The following is a 14,615-nucleotide window of genomic DNA, read 5'->3' as shown; positions in this document are numbered from 1 at the left end:
TCTTCGCTCCTTTCCAGCATTGTGGTCATGAGCTAAGAACTCCACTTTTCGGGGGCAACCTCACCCCTCAACGGTGGACCTTAATCAGCGTTGCCTTAACCCAGTCTCTAAAGCGTTTGAACACCGTGTTCCACTTGCCGAACTCTGGCGGCAGGTCTCGCCAGGGGCTGCCTGTGCGGGCAATCCACAGCACTGCCTCAACGAAGCGGCGGTTGTCTGTGCCGCTGCGTCCAGGATCACTTGGCTTGCCAAGGCATTGAGGCTCCATCTTGGCCCATTGCTCGTCTGTCAGTACCCATCGAATGCTCATGCGCCTATTGCATCACAGCCCTCCGAGCCGTTGTGCTTGATTCTCAACAGCCCCTAGCAGGCTGCTGAAATACTCCCCACCGACAGTCCGCGACAGCCGCCCAGCCGCGACAATCAAGCCCCCTACTGACCAGACAGACGAGCCATCCATGCGCGGAGCCGACACCTTCACCGAGAGCCTGTTCACGATGCGCCATCTCGATGACTTCGTGCCCGCCGACCACACCCTGAGGGTGATCCGCATCATGGTCAACAAGGCCCTGCAGAAGATGGACGATCTGTTTGCCCAGATGTATGCGGCCGACATCAAGGGCGGACGCCCCAGCATTGCCCCCGAGAAGCTGCTGCGCGCCATGCTCATCCAGGTGCTCTACAGCGTGCGCTCGGAGCGCCAGCTCATGGAGCAGACCCAGTACAACCTTCTGTTTCGCTGGTTCATTGGCCTGGCCATGGACGATGCCGTTTGGGTGCCCACCGTCTTCAGCAAGAACCGCGAACGCCTGATCGAGCACGATGCGGTCATCGAGTTCTTCAATCAGATCGTGCAACAAGCCCAGGAGCAGGAACTGCTCTCGGGCGAGCACTTCAGCGTGGATGGCACCCTGATCCAGGCCTGGGCGGGCCACAAGAGTTTTGTGCGCAAAGACCGCCAGGGCGACGACGATACCGACGCGGGGAACTTCAAAGACCAAAAGCGCAGCAACGACACCCACGAGTCCACAACGGACGCGGATGCAAGGCTGTACCGCAAAGGCAAGACAGCCAGCGAGTTGCGCTTCATGGGCCACACACTCACCGACAACCGCCACGGGCTGGTGGTCAGCGCCGTGGTCACACAGGCCGACGGATATGCAGAGCGCGAAGCGGCCAAGGCCATGATCAACGATGCGCGGCAGGCACTACCGGGCGATGAGCCCATCACTATCACGCTGGGCGCGGACAAAGGCTACGACGCCAAGGAATTCATTGAAGCCCTGCAAGCGATGAACGTGCTGCCCCATGTGGCGCAGAACAAATCAGGGCGTCAATCGGCGGTGCCTGACAGGATCGCGGGCAGCGAAGGCTACGCCATCTCCCAGCAAAAGAGAAAGCTGATCGAACAAGGCTTTGGCTGGGCCAAGATGATCGGCAGCATCCGGCAAGTGATGGTGCGCGGACTGCAAAAGGTCGACCAGTTGTTTGTGCTGAACATGGCTGCGTACAACCTCACGCGCATGCGCACCTTGGGACAGGTGCGTCTGCAGGGTGCCAGCGGGGTGTAAAGGGCGAAGAAAAGGGCTCAAAAACGAGCAAAACAGGCCCAGACTGCTGAAAAATCAGGCGGTTCCGTCAAAAGCGGGGAGGTGGGCTGGGCTGCGGCGGGGAGTATTTCAGCAGCCTGCTAGAGCGGATCGACCAGCAGACGGTTGCCCACCAGCTCGGCAACGCGGTGTGGGCCGGTCGATGGCTGTACGCCTTGCCGGTGGATGGCCACCCAGTTGGCGCCCCGGTATTTGACCGAACTGGTGCCGTCCGCATTCCAGCTTTCGATCATGACGGTTTCGCCCACGTCCAGGTTCACGCTGCGGTCGGCCCTGGCAGATGGATCGCCGGGGCGCTTGCGCCGCAGGAGATGCCAGCCCACCACCGAGCCACCGCCGACCAGAGCCGCCGTGAGGATTTGTGCGGTGGTCGATGCGCCCAGATGGGCTGCAATGCCCGCCGCTCCCACGCCCACGGCCAGCATGAGCAGATAAAAAGTGCCGGTGAGCAGTTCTGCTACCACCAGCCCTCCCGCCAGCAACCACCAGATGGTGGATTCCTCCATGGAGCCTCCTTGCGCAGATGCGTCTGTGTGATGTGTTTAGTGCACCACATTCTGGGTCAAAAGGATGGCGCTTCAAAGGCAGGACACCGTTATTCCGTACACTTCGCGCCTATTTTGTTTTTTGGCCGGGCAGGGCACGGTTTCACGGAGGCTGCGCATGAAGTTTCGCTTTCCCATCATCATCATCGATGAGGACTATCGTTCCGAGAACACTTCGGGTCTCGGCATCCGCGCTTTGGCGCAGGCCATCGAGGCCGAGGGCTTTGAGGTGGTGGGGGTGACCAGCTATGGTGACCTGTCTCAGTTTGCGCAGCAGCAAAGCCGCGCCAGCGCGTTCATCTTGTCGATTGACGACGAGGAATTCACGGGCGGCGATGAGCTGGACCCCATCGTGCTGAACCTGCGCCACTTCATCGGTGAAGTGCGTCGCAAGAACTCCGAAGTGCCCATTTACGTGCACGGCGAAACCAAAACCAGCCGCCACCTGCCCAACGACATCCTGCGCGAGCTGCATGGCTTCATCCACATGTTCGAGGACACCCCCGAATTCGTGGCCAAGCACATCATCCGTGAGGCCAAGAGCTACCTCGAAAGCGTGCAGCCTCCGTTCTTCAAGGCGCTGCTGGACTACGCCGAAGACGGCTCCTACAGCTGGCACTGTCCCGGTCACTCGGGCGGCGTGGCGTTCTTGAAGAGCCCTGTGGGCCAGATGTACCACCAGTTCTACGGCGAGAACATGCTGCGCGCCGACGTGTGCAACGCGGTGGAAGAACTGGGCCAGCTGCTGGATCACAACGGGGCCATTGGCGAATCTGAACGGAATGCGGCGCGCATCTTCAATGCCGACCACTGCTTCTTCGTGACCAACGGCACGTCCACATCGAACAAGATGGTGTGGCACCACACCGTGGCGCCCGGTGATGTGGTGGTGGTGGACCGCAACTGCCACAAGTCCATCCTGCACAGCATCATCATGACCGGGGCCATCCCGGTGTTCCTGAAGCCCACGCGCAACCACTTCGGCATCATCGGCCCGATCCCGCAAAGCGAGTTCGAGCCCGCAGCCATCCAGGCCAAGATCAAGGCCAACCCGCTGCTCAAGGGCGTGGATGCCAAGAAGGTGAAGCCCCGCGTGCTGACGCTCACGCAATCCACCTATGACGGCGTGCTCTACAACACCGAAACCATCAAGGGCATGCTCGACGGCTACGTGGACAACCTGCATTTTGACGAGGCCTGGTTGCCCCACGCGGCCTTCCACCCGTTCTATGGCAGCTACCACGCCATGGGCAAGAAGCGCGCGCGCCCCAAGCACTCAGTGGTGTACGCCACGCAGTCCATCCACAAGCTGCTGGCGGGTATCAGCCAGGCATCGCATGTGCTGGTGCAGGACTCGCAAACGGTGAAGCTCGACCGGCCCCTGTTCAACGAGGCCTACCTGATGCACACCTCGACCAGCCCGCAGTACAGCATCATTGCCAGCTGCGACGTGGCTGCCGCCATGATGGAGCCGCCCGGTGGCACCGCGCTGGTGGAAGAAAGCATTCTGGAAGCCCTCGACTTCCGCCGCGCCATGCGCCAGGTGGAAGAAGACTTCGGCAAGAACGACTGGTGGTTCAAGGTCTGGGGCCCTGAAAAGCTCGTGGATGAAGGCATGGGCCGTGCGGAGGACTGGATCATCCGCAGCGACGCCAAGGGCAAGAAGGGCAGCAAGTGGCACGGCTTTGGCCAACTGGCCGACGGCTTCAACATGCTGGACCCGATCAAGTCCACCATCGTCACGCCCGGCCTGAGCCTGGATGGCAAGTTCGACAAGACCGGCATTCCTGCGTCCATCGTCACCAAGTACCTGGCCGAGCACGGCGTGGTGGTGGAAAAGACGGGCCTGTACAGCTTCTTTGTGATGTTCACCATCGGCATCACCAAGGGCCGCTGGAACACGCTGCTGACGGCGCTGCAACAGTTCAAGGACGACTACGAGAAGAACCAGCCCATGTGGCGCATCCTTCCCGAGTTCTGCCAGCAGCACAAGCGCTACGAGCGCATGGGCTTGCGCGACCTGTGCCAGCACGTGCACGAGATGTACGCCAAGTACGACATTGCCCGCCTGACGACGGAGATGTACCTGTCGGACCTGACGCCGGCCATGAAGCCTTCGGACGCATACGCACACATTGCCCAGCGCAAGACCGAGCGTGTGGAAATCGACCATCTGGAAGGCCGCATCACCGTGGGTCTGGTCACGCCTTACCCACCCGGCATTCCGCTGCTCATTCCTGGCGAAGTGTTCAACAAGAAGATCGTGGACTACCTCAAGTTCGCCCGCGAATTCGCCAAGCTGTGCCCCGGCTTTGAAACCGACATCCACGGTCTGGTGGAAGTGGAAGACGAGAACGGCCAGGTGCGCTTCTATGCCGACTGTGTGGCCGCCGAAGACAAGCCATCCAGGGCAGCGAAGACTCCGCGTGTCACGGCCGACAACATCGTGCAGCGGGGAGACGACGGCCCTTACGGCCGCACCATCTGAGACGAACAGCGTGGCGCGGTGAGCGCGCCAGCCGCTGCAAACGCTCCCTGGCGTGCCTCGGAGCGTTTTTTATTGGGGGTTTTGAGGCGAGGCAGGGGGCATGTCCAGCCGCACCCGCACAAAGCTCGCAAACCGGGGCAGGCCCCCGTCGTGTGTGCCTCGATAGCGGTAAGTCACCCAGCTGCCCAGCGGCGGCGGCTGGTCGCGGTCTGCGTCGGTCAGCCCGGCCCCGAGCTTGAAGCGCTGGCCTGTGGGCATCTCTACCAACAGGGCGCCCAGCCGCCCGGCGTGCTTGCCTTTGCCGGGCAGGTGGCCTACGACCAGGGCCTCCGCGTCGTCATGCGTCTTCAGCTTGATGAGGTCATCGCTGCGGCCTGATCGGTACAGCGAGCTGCCTTTGTGCAGCATCAGCCCCTCGCCACCCGATCGCACCGTGCGTTGCAACAGGGCCTGCAAGGCGGCATCGGTGGCCACACGTTGCTGTGGCACGGCCTGCACCCAGTCTTGCTGGATGGATGCGACCAGCGTTTTCAAGGCAGCCAGGCGTTCGTCAAACACACCGCCGTGGGCGGGCAGGTCAAACACCATGAAGCGCATCTGTCGCCACGCGGCATCGTCAGGTTGCTGTTGCCGGGTGGTGGACTGGGCATGGGCAAAGCGGCCACGCCCGGCCCACAGCTCGCCGTCCATGGGCGTGGTGGGCCAGCCTGCGGTAAACCACGCGGGGGCCACCACGGTTTCGCCGCCGCGCGTGCGCAAGGTGTGCCCATCCCAATAGCCGCGCACGCCGTCGTATTTCTCGCTCACCCAGTAGTCGGCCAATGGCATTCCGGGGCGGTACACGTTGGCCAGCAGCAGGGCGGGTGCATCGGCTGCCCAAGCTGCAGGGGTAGTCAGCGGGAGCAGGGGGGTGAGAGGGCTCAGGGGCATCAGGCCCAGCCAGGTCAGGCAGCGTCTGCGGTGCATCGTGGAAGTGTGTTGCTATCAAAAAAATAGCTGCTAGCGCTTGTTAAATAAACGCTAGCAGCCAATTTGATGTGGAGCCTGTTCAGCCCTGCGCAGTTTTACACCTGGTCTGCGCTCAGGCCTGCGGTCTGGCTGAAGCCGCCGTCCACATAGGTGATTTCGGCCGTCATGCCGCTGGCCAGGTCGGACAGCAGGAAGGCGGCCACATTGCCCACGTCTTCAATGGTCACGTTGCGGCGCAGGGGCGAGGCGTCGGCCACGCGGCTGAGCAGCTTGCCAAAGTCCTTGATGCCGCTGGCGGCCAGGGTCTTGATGGGGCCGGCGCTGATGCCGTTGGCGCGGATGCTGCGGCCGTCTTCGGTGCGGCCCACGGCTTCGGCCAGGTAGCGCACGCTGGCTTCCAGGCTGGCCTTGGCCAGGCCCATGGTGTTGTAGTTGGGGATGGAGCGCAACGCGCCCAGGTAAGACAGCGTCAGCAACGACGACTTGTCGTTCAGGTAAGGCAGGGCAGCCTTGGCCATGGCAGGGAAGCTGTAGGCGCTGATGTCATGCGCAATGCGGAAGTTCTCGCGCGAGAGGCCGTCCAGGAAGTTGCCAGCAATGGCTTCGCGAGGGGCAAAGCCAATGCTGTGCACAAAGCCGTCGAATTTGGGCCAGACCTGGCTCAGGTCGGCAAACATGCGGGCAATCTGCTCGTCGCTGGCTACATCGCAGTCAAACACCAGCTTGGAATTGAACTCGGCAGCGAACTCGGTGATGCGGTCCTTGAAGCGCTCACCCACGTAGCTGAAAGCCAGCTCGGCACCCTGTTCGTGGCAGGCCTTGGCAATGCCATAGGCGATGGAACGGTTGGACAGCACGCCGGTGATGAGCAGTTTCTTGCCGGTCAGAAAACCCATGTTTCTTCTCCTTCGGGGATGGGGGTGGGGCCCACGGGCTTAGCGCATAGGGGAATGCGCCAAGCGGTGCGGTGGCCAATGAACGTAGTGCAGAATTGTCGCATGCGGTTTTGGCTTACTTTTTTGCTGGCGGGATGTGTCGGGGGCGCGGCCCCTGCCTGGGCGGCGCACGCTTACGCCCTGTGGGGCGAGCCCAAATACCCTGCCGGGTTTGATCACTTTGCCTACGTGAACCCCGCCGCCCCCAAGGGCGGTGAGCTGCGTTTGGTGAGCAACCTGCGCGTGTCCACGTTCGACAAGTACAACCCCTTCACCATCAAAGGCAATGCGCCGGCCTACCTGTCGTCGCTGATGTTCGACTCGCTACTGGTGGGGGCGCAAGACGAAACTGCCACCGGCTACGGTCTGCTGGCCGAAGATGTGGACGTGGCTGCAGATGGCCTGTCGGCGACCTTCCGCCTGCGGCCTGAAGCGCGTTTTCACCACGGCAAGCCGGTGCTGGCGCAGGATGTGAAGCACAGCTTCGACACTTTGGTGGGCCCCTTTACCTCGCCCGCCTACAAAACCTTGCTGGCCGAGGTGGCCGGGGTGGACGTGGTGGACGACCGCACTGTGCGCTACAGCTTCAAGCTGCCCAACCGCGAGTTGCCCCTCACCGTGGGTGGCCTGCCGGTGTTCAGCCGCGACTGGGGGGTAGAAAACGGCAAGGCCAAGCCGTTCGATCAGGTGGTGACGGACATCCCAATTGGCAGCGGCCCTTACAAGATCGGCCCGGTGCAGTTTGGCAAAGACATCACCTACGTGCGTGACCCGCAATACTGGGCGCGCGATTTGAATGTGCGCAAAGGCACGGCCAACTTTGACCGCATCCTGGTCAAGATCTACAAAGACAGCACGGCACGGCTCGAGGCCCTGAAAGCGGGCGAGTTTGACCTGATGCGCTTTTTCAGCGCGGGCGACTGGGCCCGGCGCGTGAACGGCAAGAAGTTCGATACCGGCGAGCTGGTCAAGGGCGAGTTCAAGCACAAGCTGCCCGCAGGGTTTCAAAGCTACGTGCTCAACACCCGCCGCCCCTTCCTGCAGGACGTGCGCGTGCGCGAGGCGCTGGGCCTGGCGGTGGACTATGAATGGATGAACCGCCAGCTGTTCTACGGTGCCTACCAGCGGGTGAACGGCCTGTTTGGCAACACGGCCTGCGAAACCCGGGGCACCCCGTCGCCTGAAGAACTGGCGCTGATGGAACCCTGGCGCAAGCACATCCCCGCAGCCGCTTTCGGCCCCATGACGGTGCCACCCCGCACCGATGGCGACTCGTCACTGCGCGCCAACCTTCGCCGGGCCCAGGCCTTGCTCAAGGAAGCGGGCTGGGAGGTGCGCGATGGTGCCCTGCGCAACGCCCAGGGTCAGGCCATGGTGCTGGAGTATATGGACAGCAACGAAGGCGGCGTGCGCACCGTCACGCCCTGGATGCGCGCGCTGGAGAAGCTCGGCATCACGCTCAAGTTCCGCTCGGTGGACTTTGCCCTGTACCAGCAGCGGCTGCAGAAGTTTGACTTCGACATTACCTCCATGGCCTACCAGGGCACCAACAACCCGGGCCAGGAGTTTGCTGACATGTTTGGCAGCGCGGCGGCCGACATGGAAGACTCCGGCAACTTCCCCGGCGTGAAGAACCCTGCGGTGGACGCGATGATCAAGGCCATGACTTCGGCCAAGACCGAGGCGCAACTGCTGCCCGCCTGCCATGCGCTCGAACGCATCATTGCCCACAGCCACTACCTGATTCCGCAGTGGACGGCGGGCACGCACCGCATGGCCTACAACGCATGGCGGCTGGCGCGGCCGGACGCCATGCCGCCCTACGCCAGTGGCGAGGGCTGGGCGATCGACACGTGGTGGGCGCGCAACCCGCCGCAGACGGCGCCTGACAAGAAGTGAGAAGCAGCGCAGCGTTTGCCTCCAGCGCCTTCTTGCCCCACAGCCCAACGCTCGGACTTCACCCAACCAGCCCATGTTTGCCTACATCCTCAAACGTTTTTTGCTGATGTTTCCCACCCTGCTGGGCGTGCTGCTGCTCACTTTTGTGGTGGTGCAGTTCGTGCCCGGCGGCCCGGTGGAGCAGTACATGGCCGAAGCCAAGGCCGGGATGGCGGGCGGCGGCGGTGCCGAAGGCGGCGGCATGGGCTACCGCGGCGCGCAGGGGGTGGATCCCAAGCGGCTGGAGCAGATCAAGGCGCTGTACGGCTTCGACAAACCTGCGCACGAGCGCTTCTTTCAAATGCTGGGCCAGTTCGCACGGTTTGACCTGGGCCGCAGCTTCTTCCAGAACAAGGATGTGTGGCAACTGGTGAAAGAGAAGCTGCCGGTCTCCATCAGTCTGGGCCTGTGGACCTTCTTCATCAGCTACCTGGTGGCCGTGCCGCTGGGCGTGGCCAAGGCGGTGCGGGCGGGCTCGCGGTTTGACCTGGTCACCACCTTGCTGGTGCTGGTGGGCTATGCCATTCCGGGCTTTGTGCTGGGCGTGGCGCTGCTGGTGGTGTTTGGCGGGCAGTTGCAGTGGTTTCCGCTGCGCGGGCTCACCTCGGCCAACTGGGAAGAACTGTCGATGTGGGGCAAGGTGACGGACTACCTCTGGCACATCGCCTTGCCCATCACGTCCATGGTACTGGGCAGCTTTGCCGTCACCACCATGCTTACCAAAAATGCCTTTTTGGAAGAGATCCGCAAGCAATACGTGCTCACCGCCCGTGCCAAGGGGCTGAGCGACCGGCAGGTGCTGTGGAAGCATGTGCTGCGCAATGCGCTCATTCCCATCATCACCGGCTTTCCGGCGGCGTTCATTGGCGCGTTCTTCACCGGGTCGCTGCTGATCGAGACGCTGTATTCCCTCGACGGCCTGGGCCTGCTCAGCTACGAAAGCGTGATCCGCCGCGACTACCCGGTGGTGCTGGGCACGCTGTATTTGTTCACGCTGATCGGCTTGGTGACCAAGCTGGTGAGCGACCTGTGCTACGTGTGGGTAGACCCCCGCGTGAAGTTTGATTGAAAGACTCGTAATGCCCTCGACGCACACGCTCCCCGCACCTTTGTCCCTTGAGGGGATAGAGCGCACCGTGCACCTGCTACAAGCTCAATTGCCTGGGCTGTTGGCGGTGTATGCCTTTGGCAGCCGGGTGCACGGTGTGGCAACGCCCCAGAGTGATTTGGACTTGGCAGTCCTGGTGGCTGGTTACGCCGATGTGCACCAGCTGTGGAGCTTGTCGGGCGAGTTGGCTGATGTGGCCGGTTGTCCTGTCGATTTGCTGGATTTGCGTGCTGCTTCCACCGTGATGCAGTACCAGGTCATCACGCAGGGCGTGCGCTGGTGGGCCAGAGATGCCCAGGCGGCTATTTTTGAGAGCGCTGTCCTGAGTGATAAGACTGAGCTGGATGCTGCACGGACTGGCTTGCTGGCGGACATTCAACAGCGTGGGAGCGTGTATGGTGGATGACGTTCTGATTAACAAGGCCGCAACGATTGAGCGCTGCGTGCAGCGCGCGCGCGAAGAGTATTTCAGTGACCCCGCCAGTTTTGCCACCAATTTCAGCCGCCAGGACGCCGCAATTTTGAACATCCAACGCGCCTGTGAGGCCGCGTTGGACATGGGGCAGCACCTGATCCGGCGTGACCGGTTGGGCGTTCCGCAAAGTGCGCGGGATGTGTTTGCTCTGCTGGCCCGTGCAGGCCGGATTGAACAGGAGCTGGCTGCAGGCTTGCAGCGCATGGTGGGCTTTCGCAACATTGCGGTGCACGATTACCAGAGCCTGCAACTGCCCATCACTGTCGCCATCATTGAAAAGCACCTGGACGAATTTTTGCAGTACAGCAAGGCCCTCTTGCTGCACGACGCTGTGTGACTTTGGAAGACGAAGCAACCATCCGCACCATGGGTTCCACCACACCTTCTTTACCCGCTGCATCTGACAGCGCTGCATCCGCTTCACTGTCGCCCTCCCGCCGCGCCTGGCTGCGTTTCAAGCGCAACCGGCAGGGTTACTGGAGCCTGTGGCTGTTTTGCGCACTGGTACTGGTCAGCCTGTGTGCCGAACTGGTCAGCAACGACAAGCCCCTGATCGTGCGCTACGAGGGGCAAACCTACTTCCCCATGCTGCGGGACTATTCCGAAAAAACCTTCGGGGGCGACTTTGACACGCCCACCGATTACCTCGACCCCTTCATCCAGCAGCGGCTGAGTGCTGATGGCAACTGGGCGCTCTACACCCTCAACCGCTACGGTCCCAACACGCTCAACTACTTTGCCAAGTCGCCCAACCCCTCGGCCCCCACGGCCGACAACTGGCTGGGCACCGACGACCGGGGGCGGGACCTGCTGGCGCAATTGCTCTATGGTTTTCGGGTGAGCGTGCTGTTCGGGCTCGCGCTCACGGCCACGGGCGTGGTGCTGGGCGTGGTCACCGGTGCCATTCAGGGCTTTTTTGGGGGCAAGACGGACCTGGCCTTTCAGCGCTTTATTGAAATCTGGGGCTCCATGCCCGAGCTGTATCTGCTCATCATCTTCAGCGCGGTGTTTGCGCCCAGCATTGCGCTGCTGCTGATTTTGCTGAGCCTGTTTGGCTGGATGGGCCTGTCGGACTATGTGCGTGCCGAATTTCTGCGCAACCGCCAGCTGGACTACGTGAAGGCGGCCCGCGCACTGGGCGTGGGCAACTGGCACATCATCTGGCGCCACATCCTGCCCAACAGCCTCACGCCGGTGGTCACCTTCCTGCCGTTTCGCATGAGCGCGGCCATCCTCGCGCTCACCTCGCTCGACTTTCTGGGCCTAGGCGTGCCACCCGGCACCCCCAGCCTGGGCGAGCTGCTGAGCCAGGGCAAGAACAGCATCGACGCCTGGTGGATTTCGCTCTCCACCTTTGCGGTGCTGGTGGTCACCTTGCTGCTGCTGACCTTCATGGGCGATGCCTTGCGCGATGCTCTGGATCCACGAAAGGCCGACAAGTGATGCAGGCACACAGCACAACCCCCGCCACCCCTTTGCTGCAGGTGCGTGACCTGCAGGTTCGCTTTGGCGCCAAGTCGGTGGTACGTGGCGTGGGCTTCGAGATTGCACGGGGCGAAAAGCTGGCGCTGGTGGGCGAGTCTGGCTCGGGCAAGACGATCACCGCGCTCAGCCTGCTGCGCCTGCTGGGTGATGCAGCGGTGGAGGGCCAGGCCCTGTTTGCCGGGCGCGACCTGCTGCAGCTTTCCGAGCGTGAAATGCGCGGCGTGCGCGGTGGAGACATTGCCATGGTCTTCCAGGAGCCCATGACCGCGCTCAACCCGCTCATGACCATCGGCCAGCAGATCGCCGAGATCTTGATGCTAAAAAAGGGTTTGACCGGCGCAGAATGTGCGCAAGCAGCTATTGAATTGCTAGCAAAAACCGGCATTCCTGAGCCTGCCAGGCGCGCGGGCAGCTTTCCGCACCAGCTTTCGGGCGGGCAGCGCCAGCGCGCCATGATTGCCATGGCCCTGGCCAGCGAACCCCAGCTGCTGCTGGCCGACGAGCCCACCACCGCGCTGGATGTGACGCTGCGCGGGCAGATTCTGGATTTGCTCTCTGACCTGCAACGCCAGACCGGCATGGCCGTGCTGCTCATCACGCACGATTTGAACCTGGTGCGCCGCTTTGCCGACCGCGTGGCGGTGATGGAGCAGGGCGTGCTGGTAGAGCAGGGCGCTGTGGCCGAGGTGTTTGCGAACCCACAGCACCCCTACACGCGCCGCCTGATCACCAGCCAGCCCCGGCGCGATGTGGTGGAGGCGGCCCCGCCCGCAGGTACACCGCCCGTAGTGCAAGCGCGCCAGTTGCGCGTGGCGTACCCCACGCCGCTGCCGGGCGTGCGCGGCTGGTTCAAGAGGGGCGAGTTCGTGGCCGTGCAGGGGGCCGATCTGCAATTGCTGCCGGGGCAGACGCTGGGCGTGGTGGGCGAATCGGGCTCGGGCAAGTCCACCCTGGCGCAGGCCATCCTGGGCCTGCTGCCGTCGCAGGGCGATCTGCAGGTCAACAGCCAGGCCTGGCAGCAGCCAGCCACCCGCAACACACCCGCCAACCAGGCACTGCGCAAGCGGGTGCAGGTGGTGTTCCAGGACCCGTTCTCGTCGCTCTCGCCGCGCCTCACGGTCGAAGAAATCGTGGGCGAGGGGCTGCTGGTGCATGAACCTGGCATCCACACTGCCGAGCGCCGCACCCGCGTGGAAGCCGCCCTGGCCGAGGTGGGCCTGACGGAGGCGCAGTTCCCTGGCCTGCTCGCGCGCTACCCGCATGAATTTTCAGGCGGCCAGCGCCAGCGCCTGGCCGTGGCCCGCGCCCTCATCGTGCAGCCCCAGGTGCTGGTGCTGGACGAGCCCACCAGCGCCCTCGATGTCACCATCCAGCAACAGGTGCTGGCCTTGCTGCAGCGCCTGCAACGAGAGAAGGGCCTGAGCTACCTGCTCATCACGCACGATGTGGAGGTCATCCGCGCCATGGCGCACGACGTGCTGGTGATGAAGGACGGCGCCATCGTGGAATGCGGGACGGTGGACGCGGTGCTGAACCGCCCTGCACACCCTTACACGCAAAAGTTGGTGGCGGCAGCCACGGTGACCGCTGTGCCAACGTAGTTCGCGGCCCGCGGTCGGGCGGCGAGTCAGGCGAAGGTGTCTACGTTGTCGCCCAGGCCGGGCGTGCGTTGGCGGCCGGGCGTGGCGCTGTTGTTTTGCTTGGTCTGGGTTTCGGCGGCTTTTTGCGCCTTGGCAAGCTCGGCCTGCTTTTGCTTTTCGATCTGCGCTTGCTGGTTCTGGCGCTGAATGGCCTCAATTTGCGCTTGCACCATCTGGATCTGCGCTTGCAGGGCCTCTACCCTTTGCTTCTTGGCCTTGGCGTCCAGGTCAGAGGTGGCCACGCTTTTGAGTTCGTCGGTCAACTGGCGCAGTTGCTTTTGCAGTTTGGCGCTTTCGCTGGAGGACTGGGCGCCCGATGCGCTGCTGGCGGAGGAGGCGATAGAGACTTGCATGGCAGGGTTATCGGCATATTCGCGCAAAACTGAACGGGCCTCAATGCATTCTTAAGACTGGGCGTGTAGCCTGTGGGGCCTCACTGAATTTGAATCAGAGCCCATGAATTTCAACGAACTGGACGACACCGAAGACACCGAGCACTCGCCGCAAGAGCGCGCCGCTGCCGCCTCGCGCAGCACCTGGGTCAGCGTGGTAGTCAACCTGGTGCTGTCCACCGTGCAGATCGTGGTGGGGGTGTGGGCCAAATCGCAGAGCCTGATTGCCGATGGCATCCACTCCCTGTCCGATCTGGTGGCGGATTTTGTGGTGCTGTTTGCCAACCACCACTCGCAAAAAGACGCCGACGAAGACCATCCCTATGGCCACCAGCGGTTTGAGACCGCCGCATCTTTGGTGCTGGGCTTGCTGCTGCTCGCCGTGGGCGTGGGCATGGTCTGGTCTGCGGTGGTGAAGCTCGAAAACCCCGAATCCGTGCCCCAGGTGCACTCGGTGGCGCTGTGGGTGGCCGGGGGCGCGCTGGTGGGCAAGGAACTGCTCTTTCGCTACATGCTGGCGGTGGCCAAAAAGGTCAAGTCGAGCATGCTGGTGGCCAACGCGTGGCATGCGCGCTCGGATGCGGCCTCGTCGCTGGTGGTGGGCGTGGGCATTGCGGGCAACCTGGCGGGCTACCCCATCCTGGACCCGATAGCCGCGCTGATCGTGGGTTTCATGGTGGGCAAGATGGGCTGGGAGTTTGGCTGGGACGCCATGCACGACCTGATGGACCGCGCGGTGGATGAGCAGGAGGTGCAGGCCATTCGCCAGACCTTGCTGGACACCCCCGGCGTGGCTGGCGTGCACGATGTGCGCACCCGCAAGATGGGCGACATGGTGGTGGTGGACGCCCACCTGGAGGTGGACGCCCAGATCACCGTGGAAGAGGGTCACGACATTGCGGTGGAGGCCCGCCAGCGCGTGATGCAGCGCCACCGGGTGCTCAACCTGATGACCCATGTGGACCCCTGGCGCAAGCCAGACCGGGACCACACCGTCCAGCCCAGGTAGCGCAGCGGGCCCGGCGCGGGG

The 14,615-nt window shown here is 63.0% G+C and carries 14 protein-coding genes; 9 read left to right on the top strand and 5 right to left on the bottom strand.

What is annotated here, in order from left to right; all coding sequences use genetic code 11:
* Positions 1-67 precede the first annotated feature (67 nt).
* Positions 68-310: a transposase gene (locus BDD18_RS03190; protein ID WP_211360657.1), complete on the bottom strand. Its 243-nt coding sequence runs from the start codon at positions 308-310 to the stop codon at positions 68-70.
* A gap of 148 nt (positions 311-458) precedes the next feature.
* On the opposite strand from BDD18_RS03190, the gene BDD18_RS03185 reads away from it, so the two are divergent.
* The gene (locus BDD18_RS03185; RefSeq protein ID WP_142081346.1) at positions 459-1,571 is read left to right on the top strand and encodes an IS5 family transposase; all 1,113 of its coding nucleotides are present in this window, start codon (positions 459-461) and stop codon (positions 1,569-1,571) included.
* A 119-nt stretch (positions 1,572-1,690) separates the two neighbouring features.
* Here BDD18_RS03185 and BDD18_RS03180 read toward each other — a convergent pair whose 3' ends face one another.
* Positions 1,691-2,116 (bottom strand): NfeD family protein, encoded by a 426-nt coding sequence (locus BDD18_RS03180; RefSeq protein WP_066698072.1) that lies wholly within the window; start codon positions 2,114-2,116, stop codon positions 1,691-1,693.
* Positions 2,117-2,273: 157 nt separating this feature from the next.
* Between BDD18_RS03180 and BDD18_RS03175 the strand changes: the two genes are divergently transcribed.
* A complete protein-coding gene (locus tag BDD18_RS03175; protein WP_066787292.1) occupies positions 2,274-4,643 on the top strand; it encodes an arginine/lysine/ornithine decarboxylase in 2,370 nt (789 codons plus the stop codon).
* 69 nt (positions 4,644-4,712) lie between these two features.
* On the opposite strand, the gene BDD18_RS03170 is transcribed toward BDD18_RS03175, so the two are convergent.
* Together BDD18_RS03170 and fabI are read right to left on the bottom strand one after the other, a co-directional pair.
* The gene (locus BDD18_RS03170) at positions 4,713-5,609 is read right to left on the bottom strand and encodes a DNA ligase (RefSeq protein ID WP_082759166.1); all 897 of its coding nucleotides are present in this window, start codon (positions 5,607-5,609) and stop codon (positions 4,713-4,715) included.
* A gap of 98 nt (positions 5,610-5,707) precedes the next feature.
* Positions 5,708-6,508 (bottom strand): enoyl-ACP reductase FabI, encoded by an 801-nt coding sequence (gene fabI / locus BDD18_RS03165; RefSeq protein WP_142081344.1) that lies wholly within the window; start codon positions 6,506-6,508, stop codon positions 5,708-5,710.
* 102 nt (positions 6,509-6,610) lie between these two features.
* Between fabI and BDD18_RS03160 the strand changes: the two genes are divergently transcribed.
* From BDD18_RS03160 to BDD18_RS03135, 6 genes are all read left to right on the top strand, one after another.
* Complete coding sequence (locus tag BDD18_RS03160; RefSeq protein WP_142081342.1) at positions 6,611-8,446, top strand: extracellular solute-binding protein; 1,836 nt, start codon at positions 6,611-6,613, stop codon at positions 8,444-8,446.
* A 73-nt stretch (positions 8,447-8,519) separates the two neighbouring features.
* A complete protein-coding gene (locus tag BDD18_RS03155) occupies positions 8,520-9,554 on the top strand; it encodes a microcin C ABC transporter permease YejB (RefSeq protein WP_066692157.1) in 1,035 nt (344 codons plus the stop codon).
* 10 nt (positions 9,555-9,564) lie between these two features.
* Positions 9,565-9,999: a type VII toxin-antitoxin system MntA family adenylyltransferase antitoxin gene (gene mntA / locus BDD18_RS03150; RefSeq protein WP_082758637.1), complete on the top strand. Its 435-nt coding sequence runs from the start codon at positions 9,565-9,567 to the stop codon at positions 9,997-9,999.
* Positions 9,989-10,405, top strand: coding sequence for a type VII toxin-antitoxin system HepT family RNase toxin (hepT, locus tag BDD18_RS03145; RefSeq protein WP_066692162.1), 417 nt, complete (start codon positions 9,989-9,991; stop codon positions 10,403-10,405). Before mntA ends, hepT begins: the two co-directional genes overlap by 11 nt.
* A gap of 29 nt (positions 10,406-10,434) precedes the next feature.
* Entirely contained in the window at positions 10,435-11,511 is a 1,077-nt protein-coding gene (locus BDD18_RS03140) for an ABC transporter permease (protein WP_142081340.1), read from the top strand.
* Entirely contained in the window at positions 11,511-13,154 is a 1,644-nt protein-coding gene (locus tag BDD18_RS03135; RefSeq protein ID WP_142081338.1) for an ABC transporter ATP-binding protein, read from the top strand. Before BDD18_RS03140 ends, BDD18_RS03135 begins: the two co-directional genes overlap by 1 nt.
* Before the next feature lie 26 nt (positions 13,155-13,180).
* On the opposite strand, the gene BDD18_RS03130 is transcribed toward BDD18_RS03135, so the two are convergent.
* A complete protein-coding gene (locus BDD18_RS03130; RefSeq protein WP_142081336.1) occupies positions 13,181-13,546 on the bottom strand; it encodes a FlxA-like family protein in 366 nt (121 codons plus the stop codon).
* A gap of 103 nt (positions 13,547-13,649) precedes the next feature.
* Here BDD18_RS03130 and BDD18_RS03125 point away from each other — a divergent pair, with 103 nt between their 5' ends.
* On the top strand, positions 13,650-14,594 hold the full coding sequence (locus BDD18_RS03125; protein ID WP_142081333.1) for a cation diffusion facilitator family transporter: 945 nt from the start codon (positions 13,650-13,652) through the stop codon (positions 14,592-14,594).
* The last annotated feature ends 21 nt before the right edge of the window (positions 14,595-14,615 follow it).

The sequence above is a fragment of the Acidovorax temperans genome, assembly GCF_006716905.1.
Taxonomy (GTDB): Bacteria; Pseudomonadota; Gammaproteobacteria; order Burkholderiales; family Burkholderiaceae_C; genus Acidovorax; species Acidovorax temperans.
Note: the sequence above shows the minus strand (reverse complement) of the source record. Positions and strands in the feature narration are given on the sequence as shown.

What these genes read in the sequence shown, in the direction of transcription:
- BDD18_RS03190 (WP_211360657.1), bottom strand. Translation starts at nt 310, where the DNA reads ATGAGCATTCGATGGGTACTGACAGACGAGCAATGGGCCAAGATGGAG.
- BDD18_RS03135 (WP_142081338.1), top strand. Translation starts at nt 11,511, where the DNA reads ATGCAGGCACACAGCACAACCCCCGCCACCCCTTTGCTGCAGGTGCGT.
- mntA (WP_082758637.1), top strand. Translation starts at nt 9,565, where the DNA reads ATGCCCTCGACGCACACGCTCCCCGCACCTTTGTCCCTTGAGGGGATA.
- BDD18_RS03130 (WP_142081336.1), bottom strand. Translation starts at nt 13,546, where the DNA reads ATGCAAGTCTCTATCGCCTCCTCCGCCAGCAGCGCATCGGGCGCCCAG.
- BDD18_RS03125 (WP_142081333.1), top strand. Translation starts at nt 13,650, where the DNA reads ATGAATTTCAACGAACTGGACGACACCGAAGACACCGAGCACTCGCCG.
- BDD18_RS03170 (WP_082759166.1), bottom strand. Translation starts at nt 5,609, where the DNA reads ATGCACCGCAGACGCTGCCTGACCTGGCTGGGCCTGATGCCCCTGAGC.
- hepT (WP_066692162.1), top strand. Translation starts at nt 9,989, where the DNA reads ATGGTGGATGACGTTCTGATTAACAAGGCCGCAACGATTGAGCGCTGC.
- BDD18_RS03180 (WP_066698072.1), bottom strand. Translation starts at nt 2,116, where the DNA reads ATGGAGGAATCCACCATCTGGTGGTTGCTGGCGGGAGGGCTGGTGGTA.
- BDD18_RS03155 (WP_066692157.1), top strand. Translation starts at nt 8,520, where the DNA reads ATGTTTGCCTACATCCTCAAACGTTTTTTGCTGATGTTTCCCACCCTG.
- fabI (WP_142081344.1), bottom strand. Translation starts at nt 6,508, where the DNA reads ATGGGTTTTCTGACCGGCAAGAAACTGCTCATCACCGGCGTGCTGTCC.
- BDD18_RS03160 (WP_142081342.1), top strand. Translation starts at nt 6,611, where the DNA reads ATGCGGTTTTGGCTTACTTTTTTGCTGGCGGGATGTGTCGGGGGCGCG.
- BDD18_RS03185 (WP_142081346.1), top strand. Translation starts at nt 459, where the DNA reads ATGCGCGGAGCCGACACCTTCACCGAGAGCCTGTTCACGATGCGCCAT.
- BDD18_RS03175 (WP_066787292.1), top strand. Translation starts at nt 2,274, where the DNA reads ATGAAGTTTCGCTTTCCCATCATCATCATCGATGAGGACTATCGTTCC.
- BDD18_RS03140 (WP_142081340.1), top strand. Translation starts at nt 10,435, where the DNA reads ATGGGTTCCACCACACCTTCTTTACCCGCTGCATCTGACAGCGCTGCA.